At 40.7% G+C, this 16493-nt stretch carries 15 protein-coding genes and 1 tRNA gene; 6 read left to right on the plus strand and 10 right to left on the minus strand.

What is annotated here, in order from left to right; genetic code table 11:
- Nucleotides 1-16 precede the first annotated feature (16 nt).
- A complete protein-coding gene (locus tag PDL71_RS08755) occupies nucleotides 17-1114 on the plus strand; it encodes an Mrp/NBP35 family ATP-binding protein (protein WP_407528178.1) in 1098 nt (365 codons plus the stop codon).
- A gap of 227 nt (nucleotides 1115-1341) precedes the next feature.
- Entirely contained in the window at nucleotides 1342-1689 is a 348-nt protein-coding gene (locus PDL71_RS08760) for a hypothetical protein (protein WP_407528181.1), read from the plus strand.
- 68 nt (nucleotides 1690-1757) lie between these two features.
- On the opposite strand, the gene PDL71_RS08765 is transcribed toward PDL71_RS08760, so the two are convergent.
- The 5 genes from PDL71_RS08765 to PDL71_RS08785 form a co-directional block, all read right to left on the minus strand.
- A complete protein-coding gene (locus PDL71_RS08765) occupies nucleotides 1758-2429 on the minus strand; it encodes a hypothetical protein (RefSeq protein WP_407528183.1) in 672 nt (223 codons plus the stop codon).
- Nucleotides 2430-2495: 66 nt separating this feature from the next.
- Nucleotides 2496-3041, minus strand: a complete 546-nt coding sequence (locus tag PDL71_RS08770; RefSeq protein ID WP_407528186.1) for a transposase — start codon at nucleotides 3039-3041, stop codon at nucleotides 2496-2498.
- A gap of 153 nt (nucleotides 3042-3194) precedes the next feature.
- On the minus strand, nucleotides 3195-4007 hold the full coding sequence (locus tag PDL71_RS08775) for an alpha/beta hydrolase (RefSeq protein WP_407528189.1): 813 nt from the start codon (nucleotides 4005-4007) through the stop codon (nucleotides 3195-3197).
- 421 nt (nucleotides 4008-4428) lie between these two features.
- On the minus strand, nucleotides 4429-6747 hold the full coding sequence (locus PDL71_RS08780; protein ID WP_407528192.1) for a M1 family metallopeptidase: 2319 nt from the start codon (nucleotides 6745-6747) through the stop codon (nucleotides 4429-4431).
- Nucleotides 6748-6764: 17 nt separating this feature from the next.
- The gene (locus PDL71_RS08785; protein ID WP_407528195.1) at nucleotides 6765-7343 is read right to left on the minus strand and encodes a HupE/UreJ family protein; all 579 of its coding nucleotides are present in this window, start codon (nucleotides 7341-7343) and stop codon (nucleotides 6765-6767) included.
- Between the two features lie 52 nt (nucleotides 7344-7395).
- On the opposite strand from PDL71_RS08785, the gene PDL71_RS08790 reads away from it, so the two are divergent.
- Complete coding sequence (locus PDL71_RS08790) at nucleotides 7396-8016, plus strand: DUF6702 family protein (protein ID WP_407528198.1); 621 nt, start codon at nucleotides 7396-7398, stop codon at nucleotides 8014-8016.
- Here the strand turns inward: PDL71_RS08790 and PDL71_RS08795 are convergent.
- Both PDL71_RS08795 and PDL71_RS08800 read right to left on the minus strand, forming a co-directional pair.
- Entirely contained in the window at nucleotides 8006-8326 is a 321-nt protein-coding gene (locus PDL71_RS08795; protein ID WP_407528200.1) for a hypothetical protein, read from the minus strand. The genes PDL71_RS08790 and PDL71_RS08795 overlap by 11 nt on opposite strands.
- Before the next feature lie 4 nt (nucleotides 8327-8330).
- The gene (locus PDL71_RS08800) at nucleotides 8331-9260 is read right to left on the minus strand and encodes a DUF2279 domain-containing protein (RefSeq protein WP_407528203.1); all 930 of its coding nucleotides are present in this window, start codon (nucleotides 9258-9260) and stop codon (nucleotides 8331-8333) included.
- A gap of 126 nt (nucleotides 9261-9386) precedes the next feature.
- Here PDL71_RS08800 and PDL71_RS08805 point away from each other — a divergent pair, with 126 nt between their 5' ends.
- Nucleotides 9387-11114 carry a phospho-sugar mutase gene (locus PDL71_RS08805; protein ID WP_407528205.1) on the plus strand — a complete coding sequence of 576 codons (1728 nt, stop codon included), beginning with the start codon at nucleotides 9387-9389 and terminating at the stop codon, nucleotides 11112-11114.
- 3 nt (nucleotides 11115-11117) lie between these two features.
- Here the strand turns inward: PDL71_RS08805 and PDL71_RS08810 are convergent, their stop codons facing one another.
- Nucleotides 11118-12092, minus strand: coding sequence for a DUF4421 family protein (locus PDL71_RS08810; RefSeq protein ID WP_407528208.1), 975 nt, complete (start codon nucleotides 12090-12092; stop codon nucleotides 11118-11120).
- A gap of 108 nt (nucleotides 12093-12200) precedes the next feature.
- On the opposite strand from PDL71_RS08810, the gene PDL71_RS08815 reads away from it, so the two are divergent.
- Nucleotides 12201-12866 (plus strand): protein-L-isoaspartate(D-aspartate) O-methyltransferase, encoded by a 666-nt coding sequence (locus tag PDL71_RS08815; RefSeq protein ID WP_407528211.1) that lies wholly within the window; start codon nucleotides 12201-12203, stop codon nucleotides 12864-12866.
- Between the two features lie 74 nt (nucleotides 12867-12940).
- Here the strand turns inward: PDL71_RS08815 and PDL71_RS08820 are convergent, their stop codons facing one another.
- Together PDL71_RS08820 and PDL71_RS08825 are read right to left on the minus strand one after the other, a co-directional pair.
- Complete coding sequence (locus PDL71_RS08820; RefSeq protein ID WP_407528213.1) at nucleotides 12941-15568, minus strand: outer membrane beta-barrel protein; 2628 nt, start codon at nucleotides 15566-15568, stop codon at nucleotides 12941-12943.
- Between the two features lie 142 nt (nucleotides 15569-15710).
- On the minus strand, nucleotides 15711-16319 hold the full coding sequence (locus PDL71_RS08825; protein WP_407528216.1) for a DUF445 domain-containing protein: 609 nt from the start codon (nucleotides 16317-16319) through the stop codon (nucleotides 15711-15713).
- A 96-nt stretch (nucleotides 16320-16415) separates the two neighbouring features.
- Here PDL71_RS08825 and PDL71_RS08830 point away from each other — a divergent pair.
- Nucleotides 16416-16489: transfer RNA gene (locus PDL71_RS08830), tRNA-His, on the plus strand.
- The last annotated feature ends 4 nt before the right edge of the window (nucleotides 16490-16493 follow it).

Consider the following 16493-nt stretch of genomic DNA (forward strand, 5'->3'; position numbering starts at 1 on the left):
AACGATTTTAATAAAAATGACCAGAGAACAAGTGCTGCAGGCTTTGAGTAATGTACAGGAACCCGATCTCGGAAAAGATCTCGTAACCCTCAACATGATCCAGGATTTAAAAATTGAAGGAAACGATGTTTCTTTCACAATCATGCTTACCACGCCTGCCTGTCCTATGAAGGAGATGATGGCTACTGCTGCTACCAATGCCGTAAAGCTGATGGTGAACAAAGAAGCCAATGTATATATTCATTTTGCATCCAATACCAGCAGCAACCGCAAAGATCCCAAACAGGTATTGCCGCAGGTAAAAAATATTATTGCAGTGGTAAGTGGTAAAGGTGGTGTAGGTAAAAGCACGGTGAGCGCTAACCTCGCCATTGCATTGGCACAAAGCGGTGCAAAAGTAGGATTGATGGATGCTGATATTTACGGACCCAGCGTGCCTATTATGTTTGGTGTGCGGGGCGAGCGTCCGCTCATGAAAGAAGTAAACGGCAAAGGAATGATTGTGCCGATGGAGAAATACGGTATCCAGTTTATGAGCATCGGTTTGCTGGTTAATGAAAAAGATGCCATTGTGTGGCGTGGGCCCATGGCCAGCAGCGCCATCAAACAATTTGTTACTGATGTAGCCTGGGGCGAACTGGATTATCTTGTGATTGATATGCCGCCCGGCACCGGCGATATTCATTTAACACTGGTGCAAACGGTTCCTGTTACAGGAGCTGTAGTTGTAACCACGCCGCAGGATATTGCATTGGCTGATGCCAAAAAAGCGGTGGCCATGTTCGGACAAACGCAGATTAAAGTGCCCATCATCGGCCTGGTGGAAAACATGGCTTACTTTACGCCGGCTGAGTTGCCCAATAACAAGTATTACATTTTTGGTAAAGATGGCGGCAAGCGTTTGGCAGAAGAGTTTGAATTGAATTTCCTGGGCCAGATTCCTATTGTACAAAGCATACGTGAAGGTGGCGACAGTGGCAAGCCCGTGATGGTAAGCGATGATGCCATTACTAAAAAAGCCTTTGCTGAAGTTACGGCCAATGCAGTACGAAGTATTGCCATGCGTAATGCGGAGTTACCGGCAACTGAGTTATTGACGACGGTAGCGGGCTAAAAGGCAGGACTAAGAGGTGAAGGAGAAAAGGAGGAAAAGAGAAATACATTTCATGAAATGTGCAGAGGAGTTTCATGGCATCAGTGTTGTGTCACTCACTTCATCGTTCTGTTACAATGGCAGCGATGGGTTGTCGTTTGAAGTGTTTTAGTAAAGGTTACAGTACGAGTGTTGAAGATAAAAGAGGAGGGTGGGCTTTGCCCACCCTGTTTTTTATTTCTTATTGATTGGCAGGAAAGAAAGAAACTTTTATTTTAACAGCCATGAAAAGTTTTACAAACGTCAATAGTAAAGTATTTATAGGTTCGTTCGTTCTTATAGTTCTATATACATTTTTAGGTTATTGGGCTGCTATTATAATTGATGATAAAGCTTCTGAAATTTCTATCATAAATTTTTCAGGCAAAAACTTTGATGTATTTGCAAGGTATCCGTTATTAGTATTTTTTATTCCAATACAATCTGGTTCTCTAATGCTTTTCTATTCATTAGTTGATTTTGTAATTTGGGCTTTTTTGATGGAAAGAATTATTTATGTTATTAGAGTAATATTAAAAAAGAATAGAACTTTATAGATTGCCGTATCGGTTGGTGGGGACACCAGCCGATAAGAAACCGATAAGAAAAAACCCAATGTTATGCGTTAGCCATTCTGTCCACTAAGGTATTTTTCAAAATCAAAACTTCCATCGTTAACGTCGTCCACAAATTGTTTAATTGATTTGTTTATTAATTCGATTTTAAAAGGGTCGTGAATTAGTCCGAACACCTGTCCTTTATTGTCAATTGCAATAAAGTTGCCGTCTTCTAAATCCTTTATCTGGTAGTAGCATTTGCCATCAACTTCAAACTCGCTAAGGTTGTACAGGTCTAAATTTGTTGAGGATAGCCCACTAACTAGTTTTTCAATTTTACTGTCAGCTGCAAACTTGCTTTTGTCTTTGCGAAGCTGTGATAAGTCAAAATGGAAATCAGTGAAGTCTAAAATATTTTTCTCAATCTCAAGTCCAACCCAAAGCCCTTCATAAACGGTCAAATTAAGAGAAAACCTGTTGCTATTTTGAATAACTAATATGTTCTGTAATTCAAATTGGTTTCCCTTTACCATCGACTTGTCCGATTGTGAAGGGTCAAAGCTAATTGAGTAATGGTGTCCTTTCAGTGCATGATTTACAGAGAATCTTCTGTAAAGCCCTTTGTGAAGACCGTCTGATAAGAAATGAAATTCACTTGGCAACTGTTTGAATAGTTTGTCAAAAAAGTCAAACGCTCTGCCGTCAATTTTCCAACTTGTCTTTTTGAATAGTCCGAACATCTTAAGGGGTTTTATGGTTGCCTTATCGGTTGGTGTCCCCACCAACCGAAAGAATAAAAGTATGAATCAATCATCATAGTGCGTTAAAATGCCAAATTCATCGTTTCCTGTTAAATAAAAAGAAGCGCTGCTCCATCTGTAATTTTCCGGAGCATCCGCCAGTTGCCATTTTTCCTGTAAAGGGTTGTTATGGATATATTCTAACTTTTGAAAAAATGCTTTTTTGCTCGTAATCGGTATAGCCAACGGGTCCCTTATCCAGAATTGATAGGAACGGTCTTTTTTGTCTGATTGATATTGATTCAATAGTTCCTGATTGGTACTGCGTAAATGCTTTTGAAACTGGTGGGCTGTAAATTTAGCAAAACTGCCTGCGGGACTTTCTTTGCCGTTGAGGCCTTTCATCATCCAGAGCAGATGCAGATGATTCGGCATTATGACATATCCGTAAATTGTTATTAAGTCTTTATCTTTTAAATATTTCAGTGACTGAATACAGGTTAGTTTAAATAAGTCGTCAGCCAATAAATGTTTAAATTCCTGAATGGTATCAGTATAGAAGTAGCATAGTTCGGTATCCATTTGACCTTGCCGGCCATGAATCAGGTGCATAGATTAAAGATACTTCTTTTGAAATTTCGGTTGGTGGGGACACCAACCGATAAGAAAAATTTAAAAAACGTTTTTGAAAAGCCATCTTGTCACTGTTCAACTATTTGTACCTGCCTTCGGGCAGGGAGGTCGTTGTTAGTACAATCCGCTTTTTCATTTATCCTCAAACCCCTTTTTAAAAAACAGCAACTGATAATCAATGGCATTGCTCCAGTAAGCCTTATCGTGTTTGCCGGGTCGTTCAATATAATCATGGTCAATGTTCATGCGTAATAGCTTTTGATGCAGGGCACGGTTTACCTCCAGGAAAAAATCACCCAGACCGCAATCAATAATCAACCTTAGTTCTTTGTTCTTTAATCCGTCTGCAATATTCAGTACTGTATGTTGCTCCCAGTTTTGCCGGCAGCAGGCAGTATCACCCAATCGTTTTTTCAGATCCCAGTTATCGGGGAAGGGCCGTATGTCTACACCTCCGCAAACAGAACCGGCAGCACCAAATACTTCTTTGTTCTTTATGCTCAGGTACAAAGCTCCATGCCCGCCCATACTTAAACCGCTGATGGCCCTGTACTTTTTTTGAGCCGTTGTTTTATAATGCGCATCTATGTAAGGCACCAGTTCCTTTATCATGAAGGTTTCATATTTGAAAGTACTGTCAACCGGGCTATCCAGGTACCAGCTGCCATAGCCGCCATCCGGGCAAACAAAAATCAGTTGCAGTTCATCTGCCTTTTGTTTCAACTGCGGTGCATGATTGATCCATTGGGCATAATTGCCGCTGTAACCATGCAGCAGGTACACCACCGGGAAATTTGATTTGCTTTTTTTGTAAGTATCCGGTGTAATGATGACGCATTTGATTTCTTTTTTCATGCTGTTGCTGTAAACGGCAATGGTATCAACCTTTGAAGCTGAGAGATCAAAAGAGGAAAGAAGAAAAAGAAGCAGGAGGTATGATTTCATTGGTTCAAGTTAATTGAAAATGATGAAAAAAATATTGGATTGCTGATTTGTCATTCATTCAAGTATATCTCCATTTCAGGAGATTTCTCACTTCGCCGCAAGCTGATTATTCTTTGAAGCGTATAATGGCTTCGTTCGAAATGACGTACTAAATGACAAATGATTGGTGACAGCTTCAGGATACAGGAGCCCGATGCTTAATAAATCAATTAATGTTAAACTATAAAACTCCCGTCATGTCGACGTAAGGAGACATCCCTCAAGTATAATGCAGGTTCGGATATCTAGTTCGTCTGAAAGTTATTTGAATTGTATAGGTCACCTCCCGAAATTATTCATAGCAGTGAAAAATCCTGCGTATGATATATAAAAAAAGCACAGAGCATATGCCCTGTGCTTTTAGTTGAATCAATTCGTGCTATTACTGCTTTTGCGCACGCTGCATAGAGTTGCCACCGCCGCTTTGTCCACGGGCTCCGCCACCACCGGTACGGAATAAATCAAAACGGGAAGGCATTTCTTTCAACGGCCACAAACCATTTTCTTCATTAATATCTGCAGTTTCACGCATCGGATCCAAACGGATGCTGGCTACTTCTTTATCCTTAACAAATACTTTGGTCACCTGCTTTTCATTCAGCTTCCAGATGCCTGCAGGAATACGGTCAACTTCCTTCGTGCCATCTTTGAATGTAAACTCAACAATAATAGGCATTACCATACCGCCAAGATTGTTGAAGGTTAATTCATAAAAATTCTTATTGGCCCATTGTGTTGCATTTTCTTTATCTGCATTGGCTGCTATTCCGTTTTCACGTTGCTGTTGTGCATAAATAGCATCTGCATTACGGTTGTAGTAATAAAAATCACGCAGACTGGTATCAGCATCTGTAGCAAACGTAATGCTCTTATCATCCTTGTTACGTTGTTTGCCGATTTGTTCAAACGGTTGTACACGGAACAACGCAGCATTTTGTGCATTGTTCATCTTATACCATTTTACAGTGTCTAATGAAATATCTACAGGATCAGTTCCGTAATACCATCCACGCCAGAACCAGTCTAAGTCCACACCACTGGCATCTTCCATCGTACGGAACAGATCAGCAGGCGTAGGATGTTTGAAAGCCCAGCGGCGTGCATATTCACGGAAGGCAAAATCAAAGAGCTCTCTGCCCATGATCGTTTCACGCAGAATGTTTAAACCGGTAGCTGCTTTGGCATACGCATTGGCACCTACATTCACCACGTTATCACCCATGGTCATAATGGGCTCCAGTTGATCTTTGGGCAAACGCATATAATCAGTAATGAGATGTGCAGGTCCACGACGGCTGGGATAGTTGTTATCAAACTCCTGCTCGGTTAAGAATTGAGTGAAGGTATTTAAACCTTCATCCATCCACCAGTATTGACGTTCATCACTGTTTACTATCATAGGGAAGAAGTTATGACCCACTTCATGAATCACCACACCAATCATTCCGTACTTGGTAGCTTCACTGTAGGTTCCGTCTTTTTCACAACGTCCGAAGTTGATGGCCAGCATCGGGTACTCCATACCTTGTGAACCTTCTACACTTATCGCAACAGGATAAGGATAAGGTGTTGTATGCTTTGAATATACTTTGAGTGTGTGTGCTGTAACTTTTGTAGAGTATTTTCTCCATAGGTTATAAGCCTCTTTAGGATAATAACTCATCGCCATTACTTTTTTGCCGTTCACAAAAGTGGGCATGGCATCCCAAATCAACTTACGGCTGGTTACCCAGGCCACATCACGCACATTTTCTGCTGTGTAGTTCCAGGTTTTTTTATCAGTACTCTTATCTTTTTCGTTGGCAATGGCTTCATTCAATGTTACAATTTCCATTACATCAGTTGCAGTTTGCACTTTGTTCCAGCGCTCCAGTTGTGCAGGCGTTAATACCTGCTTGTAGTTCTGGCATTCTCCGGTAGAAGACACAATGAAATCAGATGGAACAGTGAGCTTCATATTAAAGTTGCCGAAGTTGAGTGCAAACTCAGCACCACCGGTAAACTGCAAATGCTGCCATCCCTGGAAATCGCTATACACGGCCATGCGTGGATACCACTGAGTCATACAGAATACTTTATTTTCATCTTCACCCACAATTTCATAACCACTGCGGCCACCATCTTCACCACGATTCGGAATTTTATAATTCCAGTCGATACTGAAAATAAATTTCTGACCGGGTTTCAAAGCCACAGGCAAATCAATACGCATCATGGTTTTGTTGATGGTATAAGGCAAAGCTTTGCCGGCTGCATCTACCACTTTCGTGATTTTTACACCGAGACCCAGTTCTTTAGCGTTGCGCCAGGGTTCAATACGTTTGAGCTGACTGTTGGTCATGCTTGGGCTCATGCGGCTGCGGTTGGTGAACATTACATCAGCACCTGCTTCCTGGTAGTTGCCATCTAATTGCAACCACAAATAGCTCAACGCATCAGGTGAGTTGTTGGTATAGGTAATGGTTTCGCTGCCGGTTAAAAGCAATTTAGATTCATCCAGTTCTGCAGTGATGTTGTAATCTGCACGCTGCTGCCAGTATTTAGGACCGGGAGCGCCGCTGGCAGTACGGTACTCATTGGGGCTTTGTAATAAATAGCCCAGTTGTTCAAAACGGTTGCCATGGTTGCTGCCGGGATTGCTTAACGGCGGCTGGGCCATTAATCCTGAACTTAACAACAGGCAAAGAAGCAATAAACGCATATTCATAATTAAGAATTTTAAAAAGGTAAACGTTCTAAGACCATTACAAACGATAATCCGAAAATGCCGCCACTCACAAACAGGTTCCATTCTCTCCGTTTTACATTCAAAAACTGAATCACTATAAACGAAAGCAGTACAACAAGTGCTACGATTAAAAGTTGACCTGCTTCCAAACCAATATTAAATGCCAGCAGTTGGGTGATGATGCTTTCATCTTTGCCCAACATACTCTTTAAATAATTGCTGAACCCCATGCCATGAATAAGTCCAAAGATAAGGGCTGAAATATAGCGCCGGCGTGCATGCAACTGATCTGTGCTCTTAGAAGATAAATTTTCCAAGGCGGTAATAAGAATGGTGATGGGGATTAAAAACTCAATCCACGAACTGCTGATGAGAATTTTATTAAACACACTTAAAGCCAGTGTAATACTGTGGCCAATGGTAAAGGCGGTTACGAGAATCAAAATCTGTTTCCAGTCTTTGAGCAGGTAGGGCAGGCATAAAGCCATTACAAAAAGGATATGATCATAACCTTTCCAATCGGTAATGTGATGCATTCCTTCTTTAAAATAAAAGCCAAAATCGCCCATTAAAATACAGTTGGTGATTGAAGGTTGGAAAATATGTCAGAAGTTTGTGTTGATGAAATTTAATGTACGAATTGAGCGAAAATTACACGAACGGCAGGCAATGCAACCGGTAGCCGGTCATAATGAGTCCTTAGCAGGAAAAAAGAGGCAATGGGTTATGAATAAGAAAATGAAAACTATTTGCAGCATACTGGTGTTTTCGGCTATCAGTATATGGCTCACAGCATTTACGGTGCATCCCTATTACATGAGTGTAACGGATATTGAATACCGCCCCGCACAAAAAGAAATACAGATTGCCTGTAAAATTTTTACAGATGACCTGGAAGACGCCCTTAAAGCTGAAACAAAAAAGCCTGTATCGCTAACTGATGGTAAGGATAAAGCTGCCAAACTGGAATTACTACGTAGTTATTTGCAAACTCATTTAAAGCTGGTGATAGATGGAAAAGCAGTGGCTTATGAATTGATCGGTTTTGAAAATGAGCAGGAAGCCACCTGGAATTATTTACTCATCAAAAATGTTTCGGCCTTTAAAGCTGTAACGGTTTATAATGATCTTCTGTTTCAATTACGCACGGGTCAGATTAACATCATTCACTTTAAACATAAAGGAGAAACAAAGAGTTACAGGCTTACGGCTCCTGAGGCACAGCATACTTTTAGCTGGTAAACAGATCCAGGTAAAGTCGTGCAAATAAGAAGAGAATCACAAAGAGGCTTGCCCACAGCAAAAAATAATATACTTCACATTTGATTTGAAAGCGCTGGTGTACTTTGTAATCATATCCCTTTGGTTCCAGTCTGCGTTGCATGAGTGGTTTGAAGGAGATTAATTTGCGCAACAGATCATTTATCATTTGACCGGCATATTCTCTTTTGCTCGGATATTTAAAATGTTCGTAGCCCACCATTAACACTGCACGAAGCAGGTAGATAATCAGAAAAAAGCCAATGGCAATGGCAAACAGTTTTTCCAGCATAGTATCAAAATTGTAGTACGTGCAATTTAATCTTTCCCTGCGAATTAACTTCCACTGCGGGAGCCGGTGTTTTCAAATATTGCAGAAAGTAAATGGGCACACTTGCTGCCGGTGAAGTCTCCAGCCTGGAGAATTGTACATCCGGCGCCAGGTAAAACTGTCGGCTGCGGGTGAACGAAGGGATTTTTTTGCCGCCAATGGAATCAGGATTGTTACGGGCGCCAATCATACCATCGGCACCATAGCCGGCTGCTGCATTGAGCCAAACAGGAAACTTACTGTCTGTTGGTAAAAAGGAGCGGATGCTTACAGAAAGCCAATAGGTTTGACCGTTGTAATCTTTCATTAACCGGCTGGACCAGTTATTACCCAGCAGTTTGGGGTTGTATTTAGCAAAAGGTGTAAAGCTGGCGGAAACTCTCAGGTTAATACGTTGCTCTCCCCACCAATGCTGCTGGGCAGCAAATAAAGCCGCACCGGAAATATTGGCCAGCATATCTCCTTTTGAAAATCCCCAGTCTCTTGAAAATCCATCCAGTACTTCAATAATACTCAGGTAGGCCAGTGATGTTAGGGCGCCGGTAGCGATAGCTGTACTTGATTTTACACCACTCCATCGCATGAGGTCGTGTTGCATAGTGGCAATTGAATAGGCGGTAGTAGCATGACCCATTTTATCAATACCAAACCATTCCCTGTTGTCATTAATAAAATGAAAACGGCTTTTAGGAAATTTTTTGTACCACAGGTAATACAACCCAACAGAAGTAACAACGAATAAAACCGTTTCACCTACCACTACCTTACGTAAGCGTTCCGGTCGGTACACATCACTGGGTGGTAAAAAAGCAGGTTGAGCTTTTACATGTTGCAGGAGCAATGTAAAAAAGCAAAAAAAGAAAACAAGCTTTAGCAGTCTGTTTTTTGAACCCATAGGTAGTTGCAAAATACGGAATTGTAGCCGCCTGCCCTTCATTGTTTTCATGCAGTAAAATAGTAAGCCGGTGTTGATGGAAACAAAGCAGCAGATTAATATATTTGGTTTCTTAAACTAATTGTTATGCAAGCAACGATCCAGGCGAATGTAGAAAAATGGCTCTCCGGTAATTTTGATGAAGCTACAAAAGAACAAATCAAACAACTGCAAACAGCTAATCCTGATGAACTGGCCGATTCTTTTTACCGGAATCTTGAGTTTGGAACCGGTGGTTTGCGTGGTATTATGGGCATTGGTACTAACCGGATGAATAAGTACACAGTTGGAATGGCTACACAGGGTTATGCCAATTATCTGAAAAAAAGTTTTCCGGGTGAAGAAATAAAAGTAGTGGTGGGGCATGACAGCCGTAACAACAGCCGCCTGTTTGCAGAGATTGTTGCGAATGTGATGGGTGCCAATGGTATTAAAGTATTATTGTTTGAAGCCCTGCGTCCTACTCCTGAAATTTCTTATGCCATTCGTTTTCATAAAGGAAAAGGTGGAGTGGTTTGTACTGCTTCTCATAATCCTAAAGAATACAATGGTTACAAAGCCTATTGGGATGATGGGGCACAATTGGTGCCGCCTCATGATAAAAATGTAATTGCAGAAGTAGATCAGATCCATTCAGTGGATGATGTAAAGTGGAGTGGTGGGGAAAGTAACATCACCATCATTGGAAAGGATATGGATGAAGAATATATTAAGATGGTGAAAAGTTTGAGTGTATATCCTGAAGTGATTGCAAGACAACATGATCTCAAAATTGTTTATACACCTATTCATGGTACGGGTATTATGCTGGCGCCACAAGTACTGAATAGTTTTGGCTTTACCAATGTTACCATAGTGGAAGAACAGAGTAAACCCGATGGCAATTTTCCAACAGTAGTTTATCCTAATCCTGAAGAGAAAGAAGCCATGAGCATTGGTTTGAAAAAAGCGCAGGAACTGGATGCAGATATTCTGTTAGGTACTGATCCTGATAGCGACAGGGTAGGCATCGGCATTAAAGACAATCATGGCAACTGGGTGCTCATGAACGGTAACCAAACCGCTGTGCTGGCGTTCAACTATATGATTGAAGCACGCAAGGCCAAAGGCATTGCACAGCCCAATGATATGGTGATCAAAACCATTGTAACTACTGAAATGATTGATGCAATCGCCAAACAAAACAGTGTTGCCTGTTACAATGTGCTGACGGGTTTTAAATGGATATCTTCCATGATTAAAGCAGAAGAAGGAAAGCAGAACTATATTATTGGTGGTGAAGAAAGTTTTGGGTTGATGATTGGCGACCAGGTGCGTGATAAAGATGCCATCAGTGCCGTAGCATTACTCTGTGAAATGGCAGCGTATGAAAAAGACAAAGGCCGTTCACTATTCAGCAAATTGATTGATTTATATGTACAGTATGGTTTTTACCTCGAAGATTTGATTTCCATCACTAAAAAAGGAATGAATGGTCAGAAGGAAATTGCTGAGATGATGGAAGGATACCGCAGCAATCCACCCAAAACCATCAATGGAAGTGCAGTAGTAAAATTGCTGGACTATGAATTGAAGATTGGTAAAAATCTTCAAACCGGCGAAAGCTGGACGATTGACCTGCCCAAGTCAAATGTGCTGCAGTTCATCCTCGCAGATGGGAGTAAAATCTCTGCAAGGCCCAGTGGTACAGAACCTAAGATCAAATTTTATTTCAGTGTGAATGCGCCTTTGCCTTCTGCTGATGACTTTGATAAGGTAATGGCTGAGTTAAAAGCAAAAATCAATGGCATTATCAGTGATATGAAATTGAGATAGGAGTTAAAACCGAAAGCCGAAATTAACCGAGCATTCTCTGTAAGTATTTTTAGCGATGGATTGGTACAGGTAAGATCTTGTATGATCTGTTAAGAATTCCACTGTAGCAAAATATTTGACACTGTTATATCCTGCAGTTGCTTTAAAGCGATAGCCGATATTTAAATTAAAACCATTTTGTTGCTTTCCTGCCTGTTGCAATAAATGATAATCTGCCCCGGCACCTGCAAAAACGGAGGGCGCTGCAAAAAAATAACTGTTTTTAAAAACATAGTTATAGGCATAGCCGGGTTTTAGTTGCAGGGAGAGTAATTGTATTTGTTTTGTTGCAGTCATGTCTCCACGAAAGTGGTACTTGCTTTTTTCAACAGGAATAATACTCTCCGGTGTTTTTATAAGCCTGAAGGAAGGAGTTACTTTTACAATAAAACTACCTGCCCGTTTCAACTGCAACATTTGCTGGCTGTTTGCTGCAATGAATGAAAATTTTGAAGCATTAAATATTCTGTAGAAATGTGCACCGGCATTATAGCTTCTCATGTCAGACCGGGAGTTGTACATCATTCCCATAGTTTCAATCCGCATTAATAAACCCCTGTTGTATCCGGCAAATCCTGTTACGCCCCATTTTGGTTTGAAATAGGAAAGAAAAAAAGAGAAAGCTCTTACATCTGATTCCCTTCTGTTTACTTTATTAAGAAGAGGCAGTGCCACATCACCGTAAAGCGTAATTTTTTTATAACCCAAAACAAAACCACAAAAGGCCGAAGAATTAGGCGAGTAGTTTATTTCAGGAACCTGCCGTTGTTTATTTGATGAAATAAAATCTATGGAGCGTGAAAAACTACCGGCATAAAGCTGCAGAAAATCTTTTTGAGGAAGTGATTTGATAAACGAAGTATCAATCTGCGTACAGGCTGTTCCCGGCCATAATAAGCAACAATATAAAATGAGTATGCCGGGAATGAGTTTTTTCACAATTTAAAAGTAACTGATTCAGCAAGTATGTTTTGGTCGCAGGAATGACAATTTATCTATGTGGTGTTTTGTAATTCTAAATCCTGAGTGCTTATCTTGCATTCGCTTATGAGACGATTTGAAGATACGTACCGTCATAAAGGACTTCGTAAAAAGTTAGTAGAAGTGTTGCGCAGCAAAGGCATTACAGATGAGCAGGTGCTGGAAGCCATCAACAACATTCCACGTCATTATTTCCTGGATACAGCGTTTGATGAAATTGCATACGAAGACCGGGCTTTTCCTATCGGGGAAGGTCAAACCATTTCACAGCCTTATACCGTAGCGTATCAAACACAATTGCTGGAAATAAAACCTTATGACAAGGTGTTGGAAATCGGTACCGGAAGTGCGTACCAGGCATGTGTGTTAGGCGAAATGAAAGCCAATGTTTACACCATTGAACGGCAGAAAAAATTATTTGATTTCAATAAAGCATCTTTTCCATTTTTAAAAAAGTATCTCAACATCAAATTCTTTTTTGGTGATGGATTTGAAGGCTTGCCCACGTTTGCACCTTTTGACAAAGTAATTATTACAGCTGCCGCACCTTTTGTGCCGCCCAAATTAATGAAGCAATTAAAAACAGGCGGTAAGATGGTGATTCCTGTAGATGAAGGCGAGCATCAGCGGATGAAACGGTTAACCAAACGGGACGATGGTGGTTATGATGAAGAAGTATTTGATGCGTTTTCGTTTGTACCCATGCTGGGTGGTAAGCAAAACGGGAAGTAATCTGATCAGCACAATTAGTCAAAAAATAAAAAAACCTGCAACTTCAGTTGCAGGTTTTTCTTTATGGAAAGATGTTAAGGTCTTTGTTGCGGACCCATATCATCCATTTCAACACGGTTGTTCTTACGTTTGAAAAGAGAAGCGTCAAACTTTCCAAAACGATAACTGAAGTTCAAACGCACAAAGGTCGGGTCTCTTCTTCTCCAGCTGTTTTGAGAAAGGGTGGGTGATGTAGCAAATACAATATTCTGACGGGTGCTGAAAACATCACTCCAGTTTAGTGAAACAGAAGCTGTATTTGTTTTCTTGATTTTAAATTCTTTTCTGATGCCCAAATCAACATAATAGTTGGCATCTATATAACCTTGCGTAGTAGCAATCTGGCCACCGCCAAATCCACCGCCACCTCCGAATCCGCCACGGCCACCTCCGCCGCCTCTTCCGCCACCACCACTTGATACAGGAAGAATAGAACGGCTGTTATAGTCGCCGCTTAATTGTGCTGTCCATCCTTTACCAATGCGGAATGTATTGTTGAATTTGATAAAGAAACTGTTTCGCTCGTTTTCAAGTCCGGGTATAGAGTCAACGCCATTGATTTTTGAATAGTAAAAATTAGCATTGTAATTTATTTCCCACCACTTGGTAATAGTGTTTCTGAATACTAATTCAAGACCTGCTGCATAGGCAGTAGTAGCATTTAAGAATGTTGAAATCTGGCGAACTGTATCAGTATTACCCAGTTTTTCAGGTCTGATATAACGTGCAATCAGGTTTTCGGTTTGCTTACCGAATACGGTTAAAAGGAATGTGTTATTCTTTTCACCATACGTTTTTTGATAACTTAACTCCAATGAATTGGTAAATTCCGGTATAAGGTTAGGATTACCTGTTTGTAAGTTAAATGGATCGCTGAAGTCAGTATTGGGTAACAACTGGAAAAAGCTGGGACGGTTTACCCTTCTTGTATAGTTTAACTGTAAATCCTGTTTTCCTTTAAACGTTTTTGAAATAAAGGCGCTTGGAAATAATGCAAGTGGAAACTCATTCTTAAAACGACCGGCCTTGCCTATCTGTTCTCCATCGTAACTTGAACTCTCAACTCTTAAACCAAGCTGGTAGTTAAAGTTTGCTTTTTTGATTTTTTGAGAATAGTTTACATACGCTGCATGTACGTAATCAATGTACTTGAATTGATTGCTTAATCTTGACAGAAACACTCCGTTAAAGGAATTAAACTGAAAGCTTTCAAACCAGCGTACCTGGGAACGGGCACCAGCTTCCCACTTCATATTTTCATTAATGGGGTTTGCAAAATCAACCTGTCCAACAAGCAATTCATTATTTCCTCCACCATCAACACCTTGAGATCCCTTCTTGTTAAGTGGAACCCATGCCGCATTAAATTGTTCAAAGTTGATATTCTGATCATTTTCACTACGGCCTTTGTTGAAGTTGATATCTGCTGTTAATTCTTTCCCGGGCTTTGGGAAATTGTGCTTATAACCTATCTGTCCACCCAGGCTTCTGAATTTATTGATGCCGTTAGCCGTTCTGTATTCATTTGTTATTGCAGATAATGTATCGTAACGGATATTATTCTGATCAAAGAAATCAAAATTACCACCACCAAAGTTGGTTGATATACTGATCGTGTTTCTGTTGTTAACAAAGAAATCAAAACCAGCACGCCCAAAAGCAAAAGTGCCATCACTCGTATTTCTGTTTCTTGTAAAGGCTTTGTTTGCAGGCGTATTACTGAAAGCGGTTTCTTGTCTGTCAGTTTCACCAAAAGAGATGGAGCGTCTTTGATTCACCCCCACATTTGCAAAAAAGTTAATCTTGCCTTGCCTCACATTAAAATCAAATCCTCCATTCAATCTGCCTCGCATATCAACACCGGCACGTACACCGCCGCTATAACCCACTCTTCTGTTTTTCTTTAATACTACATTTATGATGGCACTTTGTCCGCCGCTGGCATCAAACTTAGCTGATGGGTTGGTGATTAATTCAATACTTTGAATTGCATCTGCAGGAATCTGATCGAGTGTTAACACGGTAGGGCGTCCATCCACAAATAATTGCGGCGCATTATTACGCAGTGTAACATTTCCATCCACATCCACACTTACGGTGGGGACATTCCGCATTACATCTACACCGGTACCGCCTTGCGAAACAATGTTTTTATCAACATTAAAAATTTTGCGGTCAATGCCTAATTGCAAAGTTGGTTTTTCACCTGTTACCACTACTTCACCTAATTCTTTTACATCAGCTTCCAGTTTCAGGTTGCCCAGGTCTTTATCAATATTGTTGAGCATCTGGCTCATATCGCCGCCATTCATGTTCAAGCTGAAACTAACTTTCTGTTCAATGGCTTTATAACCGATAGCAGAAATTTTGAGCTTGTATTGCGCCATAATGTTCAACCCTTCCAGGCTGAATTCTCCGTTTGCTTTTGTAAGCTGACCGTTAACAACCACATCTTTTCTTGTTTTGGAAACACTGTCAAATTTGTTTTGGGTGAGTGTTACCGTTGCAGCATCGATGGGTTTACCTGATTTAGTGTCAATGATTTTACCGTAAAAACGGCCCATGTTCATTTGCTGGCCGCCGCCACCGGGTCTTCCACCACCGGGGATTTGTGCATAGGTTGTTGCAGAAATAAGGATGAATAAAATGGTTAGAAATCTCATATCGCTTTTATTGTTGTAAAAATTGGACGCAAATTTCTCTGGTCCATTGTGTGAAATTGGTTTGTTTGGTATGAACGGTATCTATAACCTATTTACGGAAAAAAGGTTGTGTAGATGCGGTTTGATTCTGGATGAGCGGAATTTATGCAGTAAGAAGGGTGATGGCTACCTGCACCAGGCCAATTAAAAAGCCCAGCACACCGCCAATGATTTCAACAAACTTAAATTCCCGGGCCATTACCTGGTACAAAATATCCTCCAGTTGATCTGATGAAAAGTTTTTCACCTTCTCAGTTACTATCTGCTCCAGGTCCAGTTCCTGGCGAAGGGAAGAAGTATAGTTTTTGATAAGTGCCGGAAAAAGTGATTCGAGTTCATTTGTGATGGCTGTCTTTAATTTTTCGATGGTTTTATCGCCAATGAACATACTGATCATGGGCATCGTATCCGCCAGTTTGATACGTAAAAAGTCATCAATCTTTTGTTCTACCATCGGCATCATCTTTTGCAGGTTGGCAGGATTGGTAAGTTTTGATTCAATATCATTAAAAGATAGCAGTTGTTCACTTACTAACTTACCCAGCTTTACAGCAAACTGGTCTTGCCGCTTAGGAAATATTCCCTGGAACGTAATGCCTAACACCTTTACAGGTTGCTTCGGATGAAACAACATTTTAATTGCTACCCAGTTGGTAACCCAGCCAATAAATGCACTTATAACAGGGATCAGTAGTAACCAGTAATTCATCATGTTTTAAAAATTGGCGCAAATGTCGTTGAAATAATTTTGATGCACACTGATTTGTTCAACAATCAGAATTGCCATATTTTTGCAGCCCTGTTTACGGAGACCGTAGCTCAGTTGGTTAGAGCATCAGATTGTGGTTCTGAGGGTCGAGGGTTCGAAACCCTTCGGTCTCCCATC

Source organism: Lacibacter sp. MH-610 (assembly GCF_045780045.1).
Lineage (GTDB): Bacteria > Bacteroidota > Bacteroidia > Chitinophagales > Chitinophagaceae > Lacibacter.

Excerpts from the sequence above, each read along its gene's own strand:
- PDL71_RS08795 (WP_407528200.1), bottom strand. The coding sequence starts at position 8,326 with ATGCTGGAAAAACTGTTTGCCATTGCCATTGGCTTTTTTCTGATTATC.
- PDL71_RS08755 (WP_407528178.1), top strand. The coding sequence starts at position 17 with ATGACCAGAGAACAAGTGCTGCAGGCTTTGAGTAATGTACAGGAACCC.
- PDL71_RS08820 (WP_407528213.1), bottom strand. The coding sequence starts at position 15,568 with ATGAGATTTCTAACCATTTTATTCATCCTTATTTCTGCAACAACCTAT.
- PDL71_RS08785 (WP_407528195.1), bottom strand. The coding sequence starts at position 7,343 with ATGGGCGATTTTGGCTTTTATTTTAAAGAAGGAATGCATCACATTACC.
- PDL71_RS08790 (WP_407528198.1), top strand. The coding sequence starts at position 7,396 with ATGAAATTTAATGTACGAATTGAGCGAAAATTACACGAACGGCAGGCA.
- PDL71_RS08780 (WP_407528192.1), bottom strand. The coding sequence starts at position 6,747 with ATGCGTTTATTGCTTCTTTGCCTGTTGTTAAGTTCAGGATTAATGGCC.
- PDL71_RS08815 (WP_407528211.1), top strand. The coding sequence starts at position 12,201 with ATGAGACGATTTGAAGATACGTACCGTCATAAAGGACTTCGTAAAAAG.
- PDL71_RS08765 (WP_407528183.1), bottom strand. The coding sequence starts at position 2,429 with ATGTTCGGACTATTCAAAAAGACAAGTTGGAAAATTGACGGCAGAGCG.
- PDL71_RS08800 (WP_407528203.1), bottom strand. The coding sequence starts at position 9,260 with ATGGGTTCAAAAAACAGACTGCTAAAGCTTGTTTTCTTTTTTTGCTTT.
- PDL71_RS08770 (WP_407528186.1), bottom strand. The coding sequence starts at position 3,041 with ATGCACCTGATTCATGGCCGGCAAGGTCAAATGGATACCGAACTATGC.
- PDL71_RS08805 (WP_407528205.1), top strand. The coding sequence starts at position 9,387 with ATGCAAGCAACGATCCAGGCGAATGTAGAAAAATGGCTCTCCGGTAAT.
- PDL71_RS08825 (WP_407528216.1), bottom strand. The coding sequence starts at position 16,319 with ATGATGAATTACTGGTTACTACTGATCCCTGTTATAAGTGCATTTATT.
- PDL71_RS08775 (WP_407528189.1), bottom strand. The coding sequence starts at position 4,007 with ATGAAATCATACCTCCTGCTTCTTTTTCTTCTTTCCTCTTTTGATCTC.